An 18156-nucleotide genomic window follows, 5' to 3' on the forward strand; every position below is an offset into this window, starting at 1 on the left:
GACCGGAGGGACCGACCGTGCGGTTGCCGATCTCGGTGTGCATGATCGTCCGTGACGAGGCCGAGGTGCTCGGCGTGGCGCTGGAGTCGGTGCGATCCTGGGCCGAACAGGTCGTCGTGGTCGACACCGGGAGCCGGGACGACTCGCTCGACGTCGCGCGCCGCCACGGCGCCCTGGTCGAGCAGATCGAGTGGAAGAACGACTTCTCCGCCGCGCGCAACGTGTCGATGGATCTGGCGAGCGCTCCCTGGATCCTGATCGTCGATGCCGACGAGTGGATCGATCCCGCCGACACCCCGCGCCTGGCCACGCTGATCGCCGAAGAGCCCGTGCGAGCCTACCGCTTTCCGCAGCGCAACTACGTGTCGAACTCCGGATGGGCGCGCTTCGTGGCCGGTCCCATGCCGCCGGTGTGGGGGCTCGAGGCCGTGGGGTGGGTCGAGGCCAGGCAGGTGCGCCTGGTGCCGAACCGTCCCGGGATCCGCTACGAGGGTCCTGTGCACGAGACGATGTCCGGAGCCCTCGAACGGGCCGGCGTGGAACGGTCGGACGCCGAGGTTCCGATCCATCACGTGGGCAAGCTGCGGTCCGAGGCGGTGATGGCGCGGAAGAAGCAGCTGTACCACCACCTCGGACGTCTGAAGTTGCAGACGCATCCGGGCGGGCAGGCCCTGCTCGAACTCGGGATCCAGTGCAGCGAGCTGGGCGAGACCGCCGAGGCGCGGGAGCTTCTCACCCGGTCCCTCGACGAACTCGGACCGGGTCCGGAGCGCGCGCGAGCCGTCGCCTGCCTGGCGTCACAGATCGAGACCCTCGACGGCCTGGGCGCGGCCGAGAGCTTCCTTCGCACGGAACTCCCCGGCGTGGCCGGCTTCCCCGACGCGTGGGAACGTCTCGGAGTGCTGCTGGTCCGCGCCCAGCGTTTCGCCCGCGCGGCCGAGGTCCTGGAGAGTGCGGTGGAGGCCTTTCCCGACGCCGCGAATCTCGTCGTGCTGGCGGCCGAGTGCGAGCTGACGCTGGGTCAGTACGACCGGGCGGCGGGTCTCTACGACCGATTGCGGACCGTGGCCGCGGGGGCCGGCATCGGCGAGGTCGGCTTCGGCATCGCCCGGGCCGCGCAGGGGGATGTCGGCCCGTTGATCGAGTGTCTGCGTGACCCCGCCACCTCGGCGTTCGCGCGCGGACCGCGGGGTGCGCAGCGTCGCCTGCGGGCCGATTGGATCCTCGGCGGAGGTCCCGGGACGCTGCGGAGCGCCGGAACCGACGTCGTGCGTGTCGAGCTGCAGAGCGCCTATGCGGCGCGGGGACGTCTGGCCGCGGCCCATGCTCTCGATCCCGGCCTGGTCACGGCAGCTCGTTGTGGGCTCGAGGCCGTGGTCCGCAGCCTTCCCCGCGGCGCCGCGGCACGGTCGGTGGCTTCGCGTGCCGCGGCGATGGCGGGGGCGACCCGCTGGAGCGCGGCGGACGCGGCCCTCTCGACCGCGCACTGAGGATTCAAGTTCTCCCGCGGCCCCGTCGATATGTTCCGGTGACAGTGACGCGGTTGCCGCGGACCCACACGTTGGGAGACCGTGCGGCGCGCGCGGGGATCGGATCCTCCGGATCGGGCCCGTCGTTCCCGGGAAGGGAGCGCGGGGTGTCCGAATGGACCCGGACTTGCTAGAGTTCCCGTCGAAGGAACAGAGGCCGGAGGTTCCGGCCCGAACCCCTTCGAACCGGACTCTGGTTCCGGCGGACGGAGTGAGGATCTCATGGCGACGCACCCCATCGGTGGACCCGGCCCCCAGTCCCTGAACGACGCCCCGACGCGGACGTCGACGGATCGAACGGACGGTACCCGGTCGACGCAGGATCCGTCGAAGGTTCCGGCGAACGGGGCCGAGGGTGCGCCCGCGGGCGCAGAGGCCACCGAAAAGGTGCAGATCTCGCAGAAGGCGCGGGATCTGCTCCGGATGAGCGAGCTGATGAACTCTGCCCGGAACACTCTCGACAAGACACCGGACGTCCGCGCCGAACGCATCGCCGAGGTCAAGGAGCGCATGCGGGCGGGCGTCTACGAGACCGACGGGGTACGCCAGGAACTCGCCCACCGCCTGAGCGGGATCCTGGGCGAGCTTCCGGCCTCCGGACCGGGTGGTTCGCAAGCGGAGTGACTCCGCGTGGCCGCACGCCCGGCCACCCACGACCCCTTTCGTGACCTATCGGGAAAAGTCTTGGCGCCCTGACAGCGGCATGGTAGGAAACTGGCCATCGGAGGTCCGTTGGTTTCCATCCATGCCCCTGGAGTCAGGTGAACGAGACGCCTCTCATCCTCTGGATCGGCCGGGCCGATGGACCGCACCCGCTGCTGGCGGAGGCCGGTTTCGAGGTCACATCGAGCGAATCGAGCCGTCCCGCGCTCGTGTTGCTCGATCTGGACGACCAGGACGAACCCTACCCGGCGATCGCGCGGGTTCGGGCCCAGTTCCCCGATGCACCGGTCATCGCCGTTTCGCGCCAGACGGATCCCCGCCACGTGGTCGAGGCGGTACGGTCGGGGGCCCAGGACTTCGTCCATCGTGACGCCGGATCGCAGGAGCTCCGCGAGTCGGTCGACCAGGCGCTGTTGCGCCGACGACTGAGCCTGGAGCAGCGGGGGGTCGTGCGCTTCCTCGAGGATCACGGGCGTCAGGTCGAGGACGAACGGCGCCTGCTCAACGAGCGCATGGCCTCGTTGGCGGGTGAACTGGAGAGTGCCCACCGGCAGCTCGAGGACGCCCATCGCGAACTCCGCGGGCGCGTCGCCCAGCTGGTGATGCTGTACCGCATCGGCCGGGACCTCACGACGCACCGCAACTGGGACGAGGCCCTCCAGACCTTCCTGGCCTCGCTGTGCAAGTTCCTCGATGCACGCGGGGCGACTCTGCTGCTGCGATCCCAGCAGGGCCGGCGCCTGGCGGCGCGGAGCACCGTGGGGATGGACACCCCGGCGGTCGACGAGGCCATCGACATCCTGCGTCCGCAGCGATCGGTCGACGGCCGCGAACCGCTGCTGTCGCCGTTGGAAGAAGCCCGCCGTGACGACCCGCGTTCGTGTGCGCAGATGGACGAGCCCTGGGATCGGACCGTGCTGCCGCTCTGGCACCGCGACGAAGACCTCGGAGCACTCGTCATCGAGAAGGACTACGACTCGTCCGAGGCGATCCGCGACGACTTCTACTTCCTGATCACGATCCAGACGGTCCTGACCGAAGAGGTGGCCAGCGCGCAGACCTTCAGTCAGCTCCGCAAGCTCCAGCGCTTCCAGGAACGCACGCTGGACCATCTCGGGAGTGGGATCGTCACCGTCGACGGCGACGGTCGCATCGCCACCGCCAACGCCAAGGCGCGGGAACTGCTGGATGTGGGTGTGGTCGAGGGCCTGCCCCTGGCGGGTCGCCTGCGCCTCGGGAGCGAAGGGCCGAATCTCGGACAATGGCTGTCGACGATCACCGACACCACGCCGGGATCCGTCGAGGGCCGGCTCGCGACCGAGCACGGCGGGGAACCGATCCCGGTCTCGGTGGTGGCGTCGCGGATCCCGGGAGAGTTCCCGGGCGACACCTACCACGTGTGCGTGATCGAGGACTTGCGTCAGAAGCGCGCGCTCGAGGCCGAGCGCCGGCGTGCGGCACGGCAGAAGGAACTGTTGATCATGGCGGCCGAGTGGGCCCACGACGTGCGGACCCCGCTCACCGGCATCCTGCACAGCTCCGAGTTGCTGGCCGGTGCCGTCGACCCGCGCTCGCCGAAGCTGCGCCACTTCCGCGTGATCCAGTCCGAGGTCCGGCGGATCAACGACCTGGTCGATCACTTCCTGGACTACGCACGCCCGGTGCAGCTACGCCGGGTGGCGGGCGACCTGACCCGGGTCGTGGCCGAGGTGGTCGACCTGCTGGTCGGTCCCGCCGCGAAACGGGGTGCCGCTCTCGAGCTGGTCGTCGAGGACGGCGCGGAGAGCTGCCCGTGCGAACTCGATCGCGACGCCATGAAGCAGGTCGCCCTGAATCTGGTGTCGAACGCGCTCGACGCGGTGGCCGACGGGGGGCAGGTCACGGTGCGACTCTCGCGCCGCGACGATGCGCCCCTGGACGAGGACGGCCGCCGTGGACCGGGCGCCGTACTGCAGGTCGAGGACGACGGGCCGGGCGTGCCCGACGCGTTCGTCGACCGCCTGTTCGTTCCCTTCTTCACCACCAAGTCCGATGGCACGGGCCTGGGCCTCGCCATCTCCGAGAAGATCGTACGCGCGCACGACGGCGACCTCCGCTATCTGCGCGAGAACGGTACGACGATCCTGCGGGCGATCGTGCCCGTCGAAGCCGCCGCAGGCGTGACTCTCGACGAGGACCGGGACGACACCGACACCCGCGATCGCATGCACGCGAAAGGATGACCATGGCGCGCAAGAAGGTGCTGATCTGCGACGACCAGGAGACGATCCGCAAGTCCCTGGGCGAAGCCCTGGCCGACGACGGCTACGAGATCGACGAGGCCGGAGACGGAACCACCGCGCTCGACCGCGTGCGCGACGAGGCCCCCGATCTGTTGCTGCTCGATCTCAAGCTGCCGGACACCACCGGCGTGGAGGTGTTGCGGACGATCCGCGACGAGGGTCGCGACGTACCGGTCATCCTGATGACCGCCTACGGTGATACACCGACGGCCGTCGAGGCCATGAAGCTCGGGGCCTACGACTTCGTGCAGAAGCCCTACACGCTCGGCGACATGAAGACCAAGGTCGCCTCGGCGCTGAAGGCACGGCTCCGGCAGCGTTCGGCCGACCTGGCTCGAGCGCACGAGCACGAGACGGGCGGCATGTACCTGGAAATGCTGCGTCGCACTCCGGGACTGTCGGAGGTCAGTGAGATCGTCGAGAAGCTCGGTCGCAGCCGGGCCGGCAACGAGGCCGAGGTGCTGATTCTCGGCGAGAGCGGAACCGGCAAGGAGATCGTCGCACGGGCGATCCACGAGGTCAGCCATCCGGGCGCACCCTTCATGGAGATCAACTGCGCCGCCGTTCCGGAATCGCTGCTCGAGAGCGAGTTGTTCGGGCACGAGAAGGGCGCCTTCACCGATGCGAAGTCGGCCAAAGAGGGTCTGTTCGAGCTCGCCGGGCAGGGGACCATCTTCCTCGACGAGATCGGCGAGCTCGGCGTGACCCTGCAGAGCCGCCTGCTGCGGGTGGTCGAGAACCGCAAGTTGCGGCGCGTGGGGGGCAAGGAGGATCGTCCGGTGCGGGCGCGCATCGTGGCGGCCACGAACCGTCAGATCGAGAGTGCGATCCAGGACGGCATGTTCCGCAACGATCTGGCGCAGCGCCTGTCGGTGATCCGACTGAACCTGCCCGCGCTGCGCGATCGTCCCGAGGACGTTCCCACGCTCGTGCGCGTGTTCGTCGAGAGTTTCAATCGCGAGCTCGGCCTGGAGTGCGAGCCGCCGAGCGACGAACTCTGCGAGTTGCTCGTGCGCTACCCGTGGCCGGGCAACGTCCGTGAACTGCGCAACATGATCCGTCGCATCATGATCCTGGAGGAGCCCGAGCGGGTCCTCCCGCATCATCTCCCGCCGCACGTGGTGCGGGGGGAGAACCCGCGCGCGGGCGACGATCAGGACGTCGAGCGGATCGGGCGCGAGTTGCTGCCCCTGTCGGAGGTGCAGCGGATCCACATCCTGCACGTGCTCAAGGCGACGAAGAACAACAAGAGCAAGGCGGCGAGGATCCTCCAGATCAGCCGGCAGACCCTCCGCGAGAAGCTGAAGTCCTTCGAGGACGCCGAGGCGGCCTCCGACGACGGCGAGGATCTCTCGATGTCGGCCGCCGACTGAGCGTTCGGCATCGGATCCGCATCGGCCGCGAGGCCGCCGGATCACGACCGGGCCCCGCCGTCGGCTGACCAGCTATCGACCACCCGGATCACGGTGGGCCTCTCCGGACGGAGGGGCCCATCGTCGTTCCCCGCTCCGCCGGTGCCGTGTCGGTCGTCCATTCAAAACATTGAAAAGAAACCGTTTACACGATCCCCGCCTTTCGACGGCCCGGGTCGACGGACGGAACTCGGGGGCTGCGGGTGCGCGCGTGGCCCCCGACGGTTCAGCGGCACCTGTCTTGCGCTTCGGCCCCCGCGAAGGAGGCCCAGGCACATGAAGGCGCGAAACCCGGTGAGCATCGTACCCGTTCTGCTGGCGACCGTGATCGCGGTCGGAGCGACGGCGGCCGACGAGACGGCTCTGGTCGAGCGCGCACTCGTGCGGTTGGAGAACCTCGACTCCGATCCACTGCGGATTCCGCCGGCCCCGGTCGCACCCGAGGAGATCGAGGTGCGCGAGCATCTGGCCATCGCGCGCTCGGTCCGCATCGTACAGTCCGAGCTCGACACCTCGCTCGCCGTGCTCACGGGCAAGGTCCTGCCGCTGCTCTCGTTGGCCCGCAACCATCATCATCTCGGCCTGCGCCTGCGTGCGCTCGAGTGGTACGGCCGCGCCGAGATCGCCGACAAGAACAAGGAGTTCGCCGACGTCATCCTGTCCGAGCGCATGGAGGTCGCCCTGGAGCTGGGCGACAGCAGCCTGGTCTCGGACTTCGCCGACCAGATGCTCGACCGCTCCGATGATCCCTCCTGGACGCCGCACCTCGCGCGCGTGCTGGCCTTCCTCGCCACCTTGCCCGACGCCGTCGACCCGGCGCTGGACATGGCGCGTCGGATCGAGGAAATCGACGGCGACCCGGATCCGGCTTGCGTGCTCGAGCTCGCACGACTCCACCAGCGCCACGACGACGACCAGGCCGCGCTGGGTCACTATCGCGCTCTCCTGGCCCGTCAGCGTGATCTGAGCGCGCGACAGCTGGCCCTGACCGTCTGGGGGCTGGGCGACACCTACCTCGCGTCGGGACGGACCGAGCGTGCCCTGCCGCTCCTGAGGGCCTGCCGCGAGCACGACGTCGGTCGACTGAGTGCGTGGGCCACGTACCAGACGGCGGGGCTGGCCGCGACCGCCGGAGAATTCGACGAGGCCGAGCACCTGTTCCGGAGCATCTGCGAGCGCGAGGGCGACACCCCGTGGCGTGACGACGCCTGCACGCGTCTGGCGCAGGTGCGGGAACTCCAGGACATCGACGCAGCGCTGCGCCCCTTCGGTCGCACGCTGCCCGGCACCGAGGAGACGCGGTGAAGGACGTGATCGGTCGCTTGATCCTGGCCTACCGCCGGGAACTGGATCTCTACGCCGAGATCCTCGAACTGGCCCGGCAGGGTGCCGAGATCGTGCGTCATTGCCGTCCGCTGGGCGAGTTGAACGCCGTGAACGAGCGCAAGCAGGACCTGCTGGCCGAGATCGCATCGATCGACCGCACCATCGCCGACGACAAGCACGCGTGGCGCGAGGACAGCGCGGCCACCGCGAGCTCGCAAGGCGCCGAGCTCGACAAGCTGTTGCGGCGTCTGACCGACCGTATCGAGCAGATCCTGCTCGCCGAGCGGGAGACCGACCGCTGGATCGTCCAGGGCGCCGGTGTGACCGAGGCAGAGCCCGAGACCGACCCCAACCTTTCGGCCCAGGCCATGAGGACGACACCATGACCGAGACGCTGCTGCGCGCACTGAGCGACGGAACCGTGACCGAAGACGGTATCGGTCTGCTGGGCCGCATGCTCCACCGCTTCCGCAATTCGCTGACCTCGGTCCGCGGCTACGCCGAACTGCTGGCCGAGAGCGACGTTCCGGAGGAACGGCGCCGACAGTGGGCGACACGGATCATCGAGCAGCTCGAACGTATCGAGAGCCTGCAGTCCCGGCTCGACGCCGGCCGTCAGGTCGGACGTCCCGTGGCCGAGCACTCGCTCGGCATGGTGCTGCGGGCCGCCGTACGCCGAAGTCGGCAGCGCCTCGCATCCGCAGCCGCCGGCATCGACGTCCGATTCGACCTCGACGGCGACCTCCTCGTCCGCGGCGACGGTGAGGCCCTGACCGAGGCGGTGGCCGCTCTCGTCGACAACGCCTGCGAAGCGACCGCACTGCTCCCGGGTCCGGAGCGCGCGGTGCGTCTGACACTCGAGCAGGACGCCGATCACTGGACGGTCTGCGTGGAGGACGACGGTCCGGGGATGACACCGGACGTCGCCGAGCGCGTGGGCACGGCCTTCTATTCACGAAAGCCCGGCCACCTGGGCCTCGGCACCTATCTGAGCCGGACCTACCTGCAACGCCACGACCTCGACCTCGGTCTGACCAACGCGTCGGACGGAGGAACCGTGGCGACCATTCGTGGACGGCATCTGCCGTCGCAGCCCGAACGGCGGACACCGTCAGGAGGAAGATCATGAAGCAATCCCGCAGCGTCCTCGTCGTCGAGGACGAGCAGGCCACGCGCGATCTCTTGCGCGCGCAGCTCGCCCAGGACTTCGAGGTGCGCACGGCAGGTAATGGCGAGGAGGCACTGTCGTCGATGTCGTCGCGAGACTTCGACCTCATGCTCCTCGACATGAATCTCCCCGGGATCTCCGGTCTCGACGTCATGAAGCAGCTCCACGAGCTCGAGAACGCACCGACGGTGATCGTCGTCTCGGCCGACTCGAACGTGAGCAGCGCCGTCGACGCCCTGCGCGAGGGCGCTTACGACTACCTGGTCAAGCCGTTCTCGATGGACGAGCTGCGGGCGACGCTCGACCGGGCCAGCGAGCGTACGCTGCTCATGAAGGAGAACCAGAACCTGCGCAAGACCATTCGTCGGTCCCAGCGCTTCGGTGGCATGCTCGGAAGCTCGCCGACCATGCAGGAGCTCAAGCGCGACATCGAGAAGATCGCCGACACGCGGGGAACGGTGCTCCTGACCGGGGAGAGCGGTACGGGGAAGGAACTGGCCGCACGCGCCATCCACGAGTTGAGCGTGCGCCACAAGGGCCCGTACATCCGCATCAACTGCGCGGCGATTCCCGAGAGCCTGCTCGAGGCCGAGCTCTTCGGCCACGAGAAGGGGGCTTTCACGAATGCCATCGCGCGGCGCGAAGGCATGTTCGAACTCGCCCACGGGGGCACCCTGCTGCTCGACGAGGTCACCGAGATCGCGCCGAACATGCAGGCCAAGCTGCTGCGTGTGCTCCAGGAGCGCGAGATCATGCGGATCGGTGGCAAGGCGTCGATCAAGGTCGACGTGCGCGTCATCGCGACCAGCAACCGCGATCTGAAGAAGGAAGTCCGGGAAGGCCGCTTCAAGGAGGACTTCTACTACCGCCTGAACGTCATTCCGCTGCACGTGCCCGCGCTGCGGGAGCGGCGTGAGGACATTCCCATGCTGGTACAGCACTTCGTCGAGCGCGCCTGCGCCGAGAACGAACGCTCGTTGATGGACGTGACCGACGCCGCCATGCAGAAGATCATCGAGCACTCGTGGAGAGGCAACGTTCGCGAGCTGGAGAACTGCCTCGAGCGATCGGTGATCCTGACCGAGAACGAGCGGCTCGATCGGGGAGACCTCCGACTCGACACCGAGGAGACGGGTCCCGGACGCGCGGCGCATCTGGACGATTCCCAGCTCACCCTGCGCGACATGGAGCGTGAGCTGATCCTGCGCCGGCTCGACCTGACCGGCGGCAATCGCACGCGTGCGGCCGAGATGCTCGGGATCAGCGTGCGCACCCTGCGCAACAAGATCAACCAGTACCGGGGCGAGGGTCTGGCGATCCCGGGCTGATCCGGACACCGACCGACGGAGGACGACCATGGACGCGATTTCGAATCTGATCGACGCCGGTAACGTGCCGCTGCTGCGCAAGGCCCTCTCGGCCTACGCCATGCGTCACCGCGTGGTGGCCGAGAACATCGCGAACGTGGAGACCCAGGGCTACCAGGCACAGCGGGTGCAGTTCGAGCAGCTACTCGAGGAAAGGGATGGGCCCGGGCCGAGTGGCCTCCGCACACATCCCTCGCACCTGCCGATCGGCCAGCCCGATCGTATGCCGGAGCCCGAGGTGGAACTCGATCCGACCCCCTTCGACAACGGGGTCAACAACGTGGACATCGAGGGCGAGTCCCTGGCGGAGGCCGAGAACCTGCTCATGTACAACATGGCCACACGCATGCTCAGTGCGAAGTACGACGGACTGCGCCGCGCGATCAGCGGTCGCAATGGTTAGAGGACCCGACCCGACGAACGGGGGTGACCGATCATGGGACTGAGGATCTTCGGAAACATGCATGTCTCGGCCTCGGGCCTGCGCGGGATGCGGGCGCGGATGAACGCCATTGCCGAGAACATCGCGAACGTCGAGACCACGCGGACCCCGGAGGGCGGTCCCTACCGGCGCAAGCAGGTCGTCCTGCAACAGGCCGAGCCGACGCAGGCTCCGCCGATGCCGACACGCGAGGTGACCGGATTCGACGATCTGTTGCGCACGCATCGCGAGCACCTGCGGATGGTCGAGCTGGGGAGCGGGCGCGAGCTTCCGCAGGGTTCACGCCTCGAGATCACCGAGGCCGAGGACGCACAGCCCTTCAAGCTGGTCCACAACCCGGCACACCCCGACGCCGACGAGCAGGGCTACGTCCTGATGCCGAACATCGACCTGGTGCGGGAGTTCGTCGACCTGATCTCGGCCCAACGGGCCTACGAAGCCAACGTGACCGCGATCGAGGGCGCGAAGGACATGTTCATGCGCGCGCTGGAGATCTAGCCCGGAGCGAAGGAGGCTGCGAGACATGGCGGCCATTCGAGGCGTGGGATCGGAGATCCTGCAACAGGCCTACAAGCAGGCGACAGCGAAGCCCGAACCCCAGGGCGGCGGTTTCTCGGCGCGTCTGCAGGAACTCGTGGGCGAGGTGGATCGGCTGCAGGATCACGCCGGCGACATGCAGACGCGCGCCCTCCAGGGCGACGACGTCGCCGTCCACGACGTCATGATCGCCTCGGAAGAGGCCGGGTTGGCCTTCTCCCTGATGGTCGAGGTCAGGAACAAGTTGGTGGAAGCCTACCAGGAACTCATGCGGATGCAGGCCTAGCCCCCGAAAGCGGAACACCCGAGAGAGCTGAGACACCATGGAGTTCATCCAGAACCTCCTGCACCGACTGAAGCTGAGCTGGACGACCATGTCGTTCAACCAACGCGTGATCACGGGCATGGTCGCCGGGGCTGCGCTGACCAGCGTGGTGGTCTTCGCGCTGTGGGTCGACGACGAGTCGATGGTCGTGCTCTACAGCAATCTCGAGGCGGAGTCGGCGGCTTCGGTCATGGACTTCCTCGACCAGGAGGGCGCGACCTACCGCGTGGGTGCGGGAGGACGCACGATCGAGGTGACCGCCGCCGAGGTCGACCGTCTTCGGCTCCGTATCGCCGGCGAGCGACTGGTCGGCGACGGCCACTTCTCGTGGGCCGATTTCATCGCCGACGGTCGCATGGGGCGGACCCAACGCGAACTCGACGCCGGCGAACGCTACGCGATGGAGGGCGAGCTGGCCCGATCGATCGAGACGATCGATGCCATCGAGCGGGCGCGTGTCCACCTGAACATGTCGCCGCGTACGGCCTTCGTCCGGACCGGTCACGGCAAGGCCTCGGCCTCGGTCGTGGTCACCCTGCGGCGGCGCATGCAGCCGAGCCGCGGTCAGGTCGAGAGCGTCCAGCATCTCGTGGCCGGCTACGTTCCGGAACTGGATCCGAGTGCGGTGACGGTGATCGAAACGAGCACCGGGCGTGCACTGGCCGGTCTGGGTGGGGACTCGGCGACGGCGCAGAGCAACGATCAGTTGCGTGCCCAGCGCGAACTCGAGAAGGAACTGGTGTCGAAGGCCAGCGAGATGCTCGGCAGCATTCTCGGTCAGGAGGGATACACCGTCCGCGTGAATGCCGACCTCGACTTCGAGGAGCTCGAGCGGGTGGCCGAGACCTATGATCCGAACACCGTGGTCCGGTCCGAGGGCGTGGCCGAGAGCGAGGATCCCACGAAGTCGCGCGGTGTCACCAACTACGAGGTCAACAAGACCGTCGATCGGATCCTGAAGAACGGCAGCACCATCCGCAAGCTCACCGTGGCCGTGGCCGTCGACGGGACCTACGAGGAAGCCGAGGCAGAGGGCGAGGCACCCACGTACGCTCCCCGCTCCGACGACGAGCTGGCGAACATCCGGAACGTCGTTGCGGCCGCCGTCGGTCTCGATCCCGGTCGGGGGGACACGATCGAGGTCGTCAACATGCGATTCCACACGCCACCCACGTACGAGCCCACGATGATCGAGCAGCTGCATTGGCTGCAGGACCTGCCCAGCCTCGTGGGGCGCTTCCTGCTGTTCCTCGTGGCCGCGTTCCTGGTGCTCCGCCTGCGCAGCTCCCTGTCGAAGGCTCTCGGTGACGCCTCGGATCCGCAGGCCGGCGCCAATGTCGGCGGCGCGGGTGTCGGTGGTGGTGGCGCGACGGGGATGAATGGCGAGGTCTTCCAGGGCGTGCACTCCGAGGTGGCCACGCTCGAGGACTGGACCCGGGGCAACCCCGATCAGGTGGCGGAGCTGGTGAAGGCCTTCGCCCAGCAGGAGGACTAGTTGGTGGCTCCGAACGAGACCGTTTCGCTGCGCAAGGCCGCGATCGTTCTGATCGGTCTCGGCCCCCGGATCAGCGGCGAGATCCTCAAGCGCCTGCCCGAGCCGCTCATGGAGCGGCTCACGGCCGAGATCGCCCGGATCGAGAAGATCGAGCCCGATGAGCGCAAGCGCGTATTCCAGGAGCTCTACGAATTCCGCACGAAGAACGCGCAGTTCTCGCGCGGGGGTGAGGACTTCGCCCTGCAGATGTTGTCGCAGGCCGTCGGTCAGCATCGTGCGAACAAGGTCATGAGCCAGGCTACGGGCTTCGGTGACGACATCAACTTCGAGATGCTCAAGCGGGTCGACCCGCTCACCGTGGGCAACTTCCTCAAGGCCGAGAGCCCGCAGACGGTGGCACTGGTCCTCAGTCATCTCGATCCGCGGAGCGCAGGTCCGATCCTCAGTCATCTCCCGAGTTCGATGCAGGCCGAGGTGGCCTACAAGATGGCCGTGATCGACAAGCCGAACCCCGAGTACGTGCGCGAGGTCGAGTCGACGCTGGCGCGGCAGGTCAAGGGTGAGTACGAAGAGGGCTCGCGTCAGTACGGCGGCAGCAAGCAGGTCGCCGAACTCCTGAACGAGATCGACCAGGAGGTCTGGACCGAGATCCTCGACGAGATGCGCGAGTTCAACGAGGAGACATCGGTCGAGGTCAAGAACCTCATGTTCGTCTTCGAAGACATCATGGCGCTCGACGACCGCTACGTGCAGGAGTTCCTGAAGGAGATCGACAGCAAGGAGCTCACCCTGGCGCTGAAGGCCGCGAGTGAAGAGGTCAAGAACAAGATCTTCGGCAACATGTCCAAGCGCGCCTCGGCTGGCATCGTCGAGGACATGGAGTACATGGGACCGGTCAAGCTGAGCGAGGTCGAAGAAGCACAGCAGCGTGTGGTCGACGTGATCCGGCGCCTCGAGGAGGAGGGCAGTATCGTCATCGGTTCCGGAAAGGGCGGCGATGTCATCGTTTGACGTGGGTCCGGCGGCCGCGGCCGGGCTCTTCGTCCCGGACGTCCAGAATGCGGGAGCGGAGCGCTTCGAGCCCGAGGCGGTGCGTGCCACGCGGGAGCAACCGGAGGAGGCGGACCTCTCCGAGCCCGTCGAACTCGAGGACTATCAACCCGGTCCCAGCGAAGAGGAGATCCGTGCTGCCTGCCGCGCCGAGATGAAGGAGGAGCTCGAGGCCGAGCTCCAGCGACAGCGGGCCGGCGACGAGGAGGCCTTCGCGCAGCTGGCCGACGCGATCCAGCGGGCGAACGAGTCGCGGCTCGAGTCGATCACGGAGCGCGCGGCCGAGCTCGCCTTCGCGGTGGCAGAACGTCTGATCCGTGACCGTGTGGACCGTGATCCCGCCGTGGTCGAGCGTGCTCTGCGCGACGTGCTCGGAGGGATCGAGGCCTCCAACGGGATCTCCGTGTACGCACATCCCGACGACGCGGCGTATCTCCGCTCCCAGCCGGACCTGCTGAGCGGCCTCGGGATCGAGGACCTGATCGACGAACCGCGGCAGCGTCGCGGTGGTTGCCGCGTCGACGACGGGTCCCGCGGCTGGGACCTGACCGTGGTCACCCAGCTCACACGCTTGCAGGAGACGATCGACGCCGCGCTGGAGGCGTCGTGAGGGGCGACCGCCTGCACTCCGCGGCCACGCTGGTCCGTTCGGTGCCGCTGACGCGCCCGATCGGCCGCGTCACGCAGGTCGTGGGCACCGTGATCGAGGTCCGGGGACTGCAGGCTTCGGTGGGCGACATCTGCTGGATCCTCGCCGACGCCGGGCGTCACGATGTGTCGGCCGAGGTGGTCGGCTTCCGCGACGAGGCCCTCCTGCTCATGCCCTTCGACGATCTGTACGGCGTGGCGCCGGGACAGCGGGTGACGACCCGCAACCAGTCCTTCCGTGTTCCGGTCGGGCCCGAACTGCTCGGTCGCGTGATCGATGCCTTCGGCCGACCGCTCGACGGTGGCCCGCCGATCGAGACGCGCGAACACGTGGGCGCGAAGCCACGCATTCCCCACGCCATGGAACGTCGGCGGGTCGAGTTGCCGCAGCAGACCGGTGTCCGGGCCATCGACGCGTTCGTGCCCTGCGCCCGTGGCCAGCGCGTGGGGATCATGGCCGGCAGCGGTGTGGGCAAGAGCGTACTCCTGGGAATGATCAGCCGGCACAGCGACGCCGACGTGAACGTGGTGGGCCTGATCGGGGAGCGTGGACGCGAGGTCCGCGAGTTCGTCGAAGAGGATCTCGGTCCCGACGGCCTCGCCCGCTCGGTCGTGGTGGTGGCGACTTCCGACCAGAGTCCCGTGCTGCGCGTACGGGCGGCCCAGACGGCCATGTCGATCGGCGAGTGGTTCCGCGATCGCGACCACAACGTGATGATGGTGATGGACTCGGTCACGCGCTTCGCGATGGCGCAGCGCGAGATCGGTCTCGCCGTGGGCGAGCCGCCGGCGACGCGCGGTTACCCTCCCTCGACCTTCGCCGTGCTCGCAAAGCTGCTCGAACGGGCCGGGACGAGCGCGGTCAACGCGATGACGGCGTTCTTCACGGTGCTGGTGGAGGGCGACGACCTGCAGGATCCGGTGGGCGATGCCGTCCGTTCGATCGTCGACGGACACATCGTGCTCAGCCGTGACCTCGCCCGCAAGGGGCATTACCCCGCGATCGACGTCATGGGCAGCGTCAGCCGTCTGGCGAGCACGGTGGCCTCATCCGACCAACTCGATCACGGGCGGCGGCTGTCGCACCTGCTCAAGCTGCTCGAGGACAACGAGGACCTCGTGAACATCGGGGCTTACACGAGTGGCACCAATCCCGATCTCGATCGCGCTCTGGAACTGCGGTCGCGGATCGACGAGTTCCTCCGCCAGGGCCTGACCGATCACGTCCCGATCGAGACGACCCGTGAACTCCTCGCGGGTCTGGCCGAGGCGGCGGGCTGATGCCCGCGCGATTCCGATTCCGACTGCAGAAGGTGCTCGAACTGCGCGAGCGGGAGCTCGAACAGAAGCAGCTCGAGCTCGCCCGGGCGCGTGCCGACGAGTTCGGGGCCTCCGACGCCCTCGAGCGTGCGCGGCGGGAACGACTGGACCACGACACCCGATTGCGCCGGGTCGACGCCTCACCGGTGAGTCCACTCGAACTCCGGGCGCGCCTCGCCACGACCGAGGCGCTCACCCGCCGCGAGGACGCGGCTCGCCGGGAACTCGAGGTGGCAAGGGAACGAACCGAGGCCGCGCGGGTGCGCGCCATCGAAGCGCATCACGGCGTCGAGATCGTCGACCGCCTCCGGGATCGTGCCCGTTCCCGGTGGCAGGCCGAAATCGACGCTCAAGAACGGAAGATCCTGGACGATATCCAGAGTCGGTACGGGGAAGACCCCCTCGGCTGACGGCAAGTCCTACCCGTCGGGCCGGGTATCCCCTTCCGCTCGCGCCCGCCCCGTTCGCGCCGCAACCCCCTCGTACGGCCTCGAATCCGGCCCTGGGCGATGATCACGCACGTGGCACCGGCGTTGCGTGAGGGCAGGTCGACTCTCGACGGAGTGGCCTGCGCATGAAGACCATCCTGATCGCTTCGACCCTCAGCTTCCTCGTGATCTTCGCGGGCGTGTACTTCTACGCGCAGAAGCTGTCGGCACGGAACGCGGTGAACAGTGTGGGCGGACAGCTCGCCGCCGAGGACATCGACGCTGCCGAGCTGACCATGGCCGCGCTCGAAGCCGAACGCGAGGCGATCGCGCGTGAACGCGAACGCCTGTTCTCGCTGCGCGAGAGCATGTCCCAGCAGCGCCAGCAGTTGAAGGCGCAGCTCGACCAGATCCAGACGGCCATCGGGGAACTGCGCGAGGAACAGGTCCGCTACGGTGAAGCCCGTAGCAAGAGCGCGCAGAAGCTGGCGAAGATGTTCGACGCCATGAAGCCCGCTGCTGCCGCCCCGGTCTTCGGTTCCCTCGACCGCGAGACGGCGCTCGACATCCTCGTGCGCATGAAGGAGAAGGCCGCGGCCAAGTTGCTGTCCGAGGTCGACCCCCGTCTTGCCGCCGAACTCAGTACGAAGCTCAGCCTGCGAGGTACGCGATGAATCCCATGACTCCGGGAACCGCCGCCTCGTGGTGGTTGCAGCTCTTCGGAGGTTTCGGGACCTCCCTGTCGACCACGGCTCCCGCGGCCGACACCGAAGGGTCGTGGGAGGGCTTTGCCGCCGTTCTGTCGACGATGAAGGGCGGGGCTCCGCTGGCCGTCACCGACGACACCGCTTCCGTGGTCGATCCGGAAGCCGAGGGCAACGCGTCGGCCGTCGCGATCCCGGTCCCGATGGTCGCCGCGACCGTCGACGGATCCCCGGGCACCGAACGGACGACGAACTTCGCGTCTCCGGACGACGAAGCGATTCTGCATCCGGCCACTCCGTCGCGATCCGATTCGGCCGACGTGCACCGTGCATTGGACACGAATCCGACCCCGACGGCGGGACCGCTCGTGCAGGACGGAACCGAGCGCGCGCGGTCCGGAGACTCGGCGGCCGTGGATGGGAGTGCGACGACGGACACGACTCCGTGGCCCCTGAGCGGGTTCCCGATCCCGGCGAGCACGGAGTCCCCTATGGCCGCCGGTCTCGCGACCATCACCGCGGCCCCCGATGCGCTGATGCACGCCGCGACCGCGGCGACGGTGATCCCGCAGGGTGGAGTGCCGTCCGGGGCCGGTGACGAGAACGCGGTGTCCGCGGTTCCACCGCTCGTCGTCGACGGCGAGGGTGACACAGCGCCGACGCTCGAGGTCCTGCGGACATCGGAGCGGGAGCCGGCGGGCGCGCGTGTCGAGGCGCGGGACGTCCTGCCGGTCATGACGGACGGGGCTCGGGGAGGCCGCGCCGCACCAGTCGCTCACGATGCCACCACGCCGGGGACCACCCCCGAGCCGAGTCCGCGACTCGATGTGTTCACCGCCCAGCAGCTACAGCGTGATCTCGCGAGTGCCCGGACCGAGCAGCAGACCGTGACCGTTCCGGCGACGGGCGGCCAGACCGCCGAGACGGTCACGCGCCACACCCGCATGGACGACGCTCTGGCACGCCTGCGCGTCCGCAGGTACGAGCGCGGCGTCGACCAACGTCCGAGCGCTTCCCAGCGGGCGACCGACCTCGGCGCGAGGGCTGCGTTCGTGGCCGCGACGGGTGAATCCGCGGCGACGTCCACCAACGCAATGGCAGCCGAGTCGATCGCTCGCGATCTCCAGGATCTTCCGGAACTCTCGGACGACTCGAGCCCCGAGGGCGAGGCGACCCCGATGAAGCCCACGGCGCCGGGGAGCCCGTCGGTGACCGCGGGCCCGACGACGACGGTCACGACCTCCGAGACGAACAGCAGCTCCGACGACCGTGTGACCGGACTCGGAGATCGGCAGCCCGTGGTCGAGGACGCCAGACCCGCCGAGGCCGCGCCGCGTGCGATGAACACTGCCGAGACCCTTCGCGTGCAGAGCGCCGACCTCGGAGCCCGACTGCGCGAGGCCGTGATCGAGACCATGACCCAGCAGGCACGATCGGAACTGCTGGCCAGTACCAGGAAC

General features: G+C 68.3%; 18 protein-coding genes. All 18 read left to right on the forward strand.

Translation table 11 applies throughout. From position 1 onward, the window contains the following. Nucleotides 1-17 precede the first annotated feature (17 nt). On the forward strand, nucleotides 18-1490 hold the full coding sequence (locus VKA86_02755; protein ID HKK70108.1) for a glycosyltransferase: 1473 nt from the start codon (nucleotides 18-20) through the stop codon (nucleotides 1488-1490). Nucleotides 1491-1751: 261 nt separating this feature from the next. Then, complete coding sequence (locus tag VKA86_02760; GenBank protein HKK70109.1) at nucleotides 1752-2153, forward strand: flagellar biosynthesis anti-sigma factor FlgM; 402 nt, start codon at nucleotides 1752-1754, stop codon at nucleotides 2151-2153. Nucleotides 2154-2290: 137 nt separating this feature from the next. Continuing rightward, the gene (locus VKA86_02765; protein ID HKK70110.1) at nucleotides 2291-4414 is read left to right on the forward strand and encodes an ATP-binding protein; all 2124 of its coding nucleotides are present in this window, start codon (nucleotides 2291-2293) and stop codon (nucleotides 4412-4414) included. Nucleotides 4415-4416: 2 nt separating this feature from the next. Next, on the forward strand, nucleotides 4417-5847 hold the full coding sequence (locus tag VKA86_02770; GenBank protein HKK70111.1) for a sigma-54 dependent transcriptional regulator: 1431 nt from the start codon (nucleotides 4417-4419) through the stop codon (nucleotides 5845-5847). Nucleotides 5848-6162: 315 nt separating this feature from the next. Further along, nucleotides 6163-7191, forward strand: a complete 1029-nt coding sequence (locus VKA86_02775) for a hypothetical protein (GenBank protein ID HKK70112.1) — start codon at nucleotides 6163-6165, stop codon at nucleotides 7189-7191. Beyond that, nucleotides 7188-7598, forward strand: coding sequence for a hypothetical protein (locus VKA86_02780; GenBank protein ID HKK70113.1), 411 nt, complete (start codon nucleotides 7188-7190; stop codon nucleotides 7596-7598). Before VKA86_02775 ends, VKA86_02780 begins: the two co-directional genes overlap by 4 nt. Next, nucleotides 7595-8341 carry a HAMP domain-containing sensor histidine kinase gene (locus VKA86_02785; GenBank protein ID HKK70114.1) on the forward strand — a complete coding sequence of 249 codons (747 nt, stop codon included), beginning with the start codon at nucleotides 7595-7597 and terminating at the stop codon, nucleotides 8339-8341. Before VKA86_02780 ends, VKA86_02785 begins: the two co-directional genes overlap by 4 nt. Further along, nucleotides 8338-9708: a sigma-54 dependent transcriptional regulator gene (locus VKA86_02790; protein HKK70115.1), complete on the forward strand. Its 1371-nt coding sequence runs from the start codon at nucleotides 8338-8340 to the stop codon at nucleotides 9706-9708. The genes VKA86_02785 and VKA86_02790 overlap by 4 nt, the downstream gene beginning before the upstream one ends. A gap of 28 nt (nucleotides 9709-9736) precedes the next feature. Continuing rightward, on the forward strand, nucleotides 9737-10150 hold the full coding sequence (gene flgB, locus VKA86_02795) for a flagellar basal body rod protein FlgB (GenBank protein ID HKK70116.1): 414 nt from the start codon (nucleotides 9737-9739) through the stop codon (nucleotides 10148-10150). A gap of 39 nt (nucleotides 10151-10189) precedes the next feature. After that, the gene (gene flgC / locus VKA86_02800) at nucleotides 10190-10687 is read left to right on the forward strand and encodes a flagellar basal body rod protein FlgC (GenBank protein HKK70117.1); all 498 of its coding nucleotides are present in this window, start codon (nucleotides 10190-10192) and stop codon (nucleotides 10685-10687) included. Between the two features lie 25 nt (nucleotides 10688-10712). Next, a complete protein-coding gene (fliE, locus tag VKA86_02805; protein HKK70118.1) occupies nucleotides 10713-11012 on the forward strand; it encodes a flagellar hook-basal body complex protein FliE in 300 nt (99 codons plus the stop codon). Nucleotides 11013-11049: 37 nt separating this feature from the next. Then, the gene (fliF, locus tag VKA86_02810) at nucleotides 11050-12546 is read left to right on the forward strand and encodes a flagellar basal-body MS-ring/collar protein FliF (protein ID HKK70119.1); all 1497 of its coding nucleotides are present in this window, start codon (nucleotides 11050-11052) and stop codon (nucleotides 12544-12546) included. 3 nt (nucleotides 12547-12549) lie between these two features. Continuing rightward, nucleotides 12550-13557, forward strand: a complete 1008-nt coding sequence (gene fliG / locus VKA86_02815) for a flagellar motor switch protein FliG (GenBank protein HKK70120.1) — start codon at nucleotides 12550-12552, stop codon at nucleotides 13555-13557. Further along, nucleotides 13544-14206, forward strand: a complete 663-nt coding sequence (locus VKA86_02820) for a FliH/SctL family protein (GenBank protein HKK70121.1) — start codon at nucleotides 13544-13546, stop codon at nucleotides 14204-14206. Before fliG ends, VKA86_02820 begins: the two co-directional genes overlap by 14 nt. Further along, complete coding sequence (locus tag VKA86_02825; GenBank protein HKK70122.1) at nucleotides 14203-15525, forward strand: FliI/YscN family ATPase; 1323 nt, start codon at nucleotides 14203-14205, stop codon at nucleotides 15523-15525. The genes VKA86_02820 and VKA86_02825 overlap by 4 nt, the downstream gene beginning before the upstream one ends. Next, nucleotides 15525-15974: a flagellar export protein FliJ gene (gene fliJ / locus VKA86_02830; protein ID HKK70123.1), complete on the forward strand. Its 450-nt coding sequence runs from the start codon at nucleotides 15525-15527 to the stop codon at nucleotides 15972-15974. Before VKA86_02825 ends, fliJ begins: the two co-directional genes overlap by 1 nt. A gap of 164 nt (nucleotides 15975-16138) precedes the next feature. After that, nucleotides 16139-16666 (forward strand): hypothetical protein, encoded by a 528-nt coding sequence (locus tag VKA86_02835; protein ID HKK70124.1) that lies wholly within the window; start codon nucleotides 16139-16141, stop codon nucleotides 16664-16666. Beyond that, on the forward strand, nucleotides 16663-18156 hold a 1494-nt coding region (locus tag VKA86_02840; protein ID HKK70125.1), incomplete at its 3' end, for a hypothetical protein. The genes VKA86_02835 and VKA86_02840, both read left to right, overlap by 4 nt.

It is taken from the genome of Candidatus Krumholzibacteriia bacterium (genome assembly GCA_035268685.1).
GTDB lineage: Bacteria > Krumholzibacteriota > Krumholzibacteriia > JAJRXK01 > JAJRXK01 > JAJRXK01.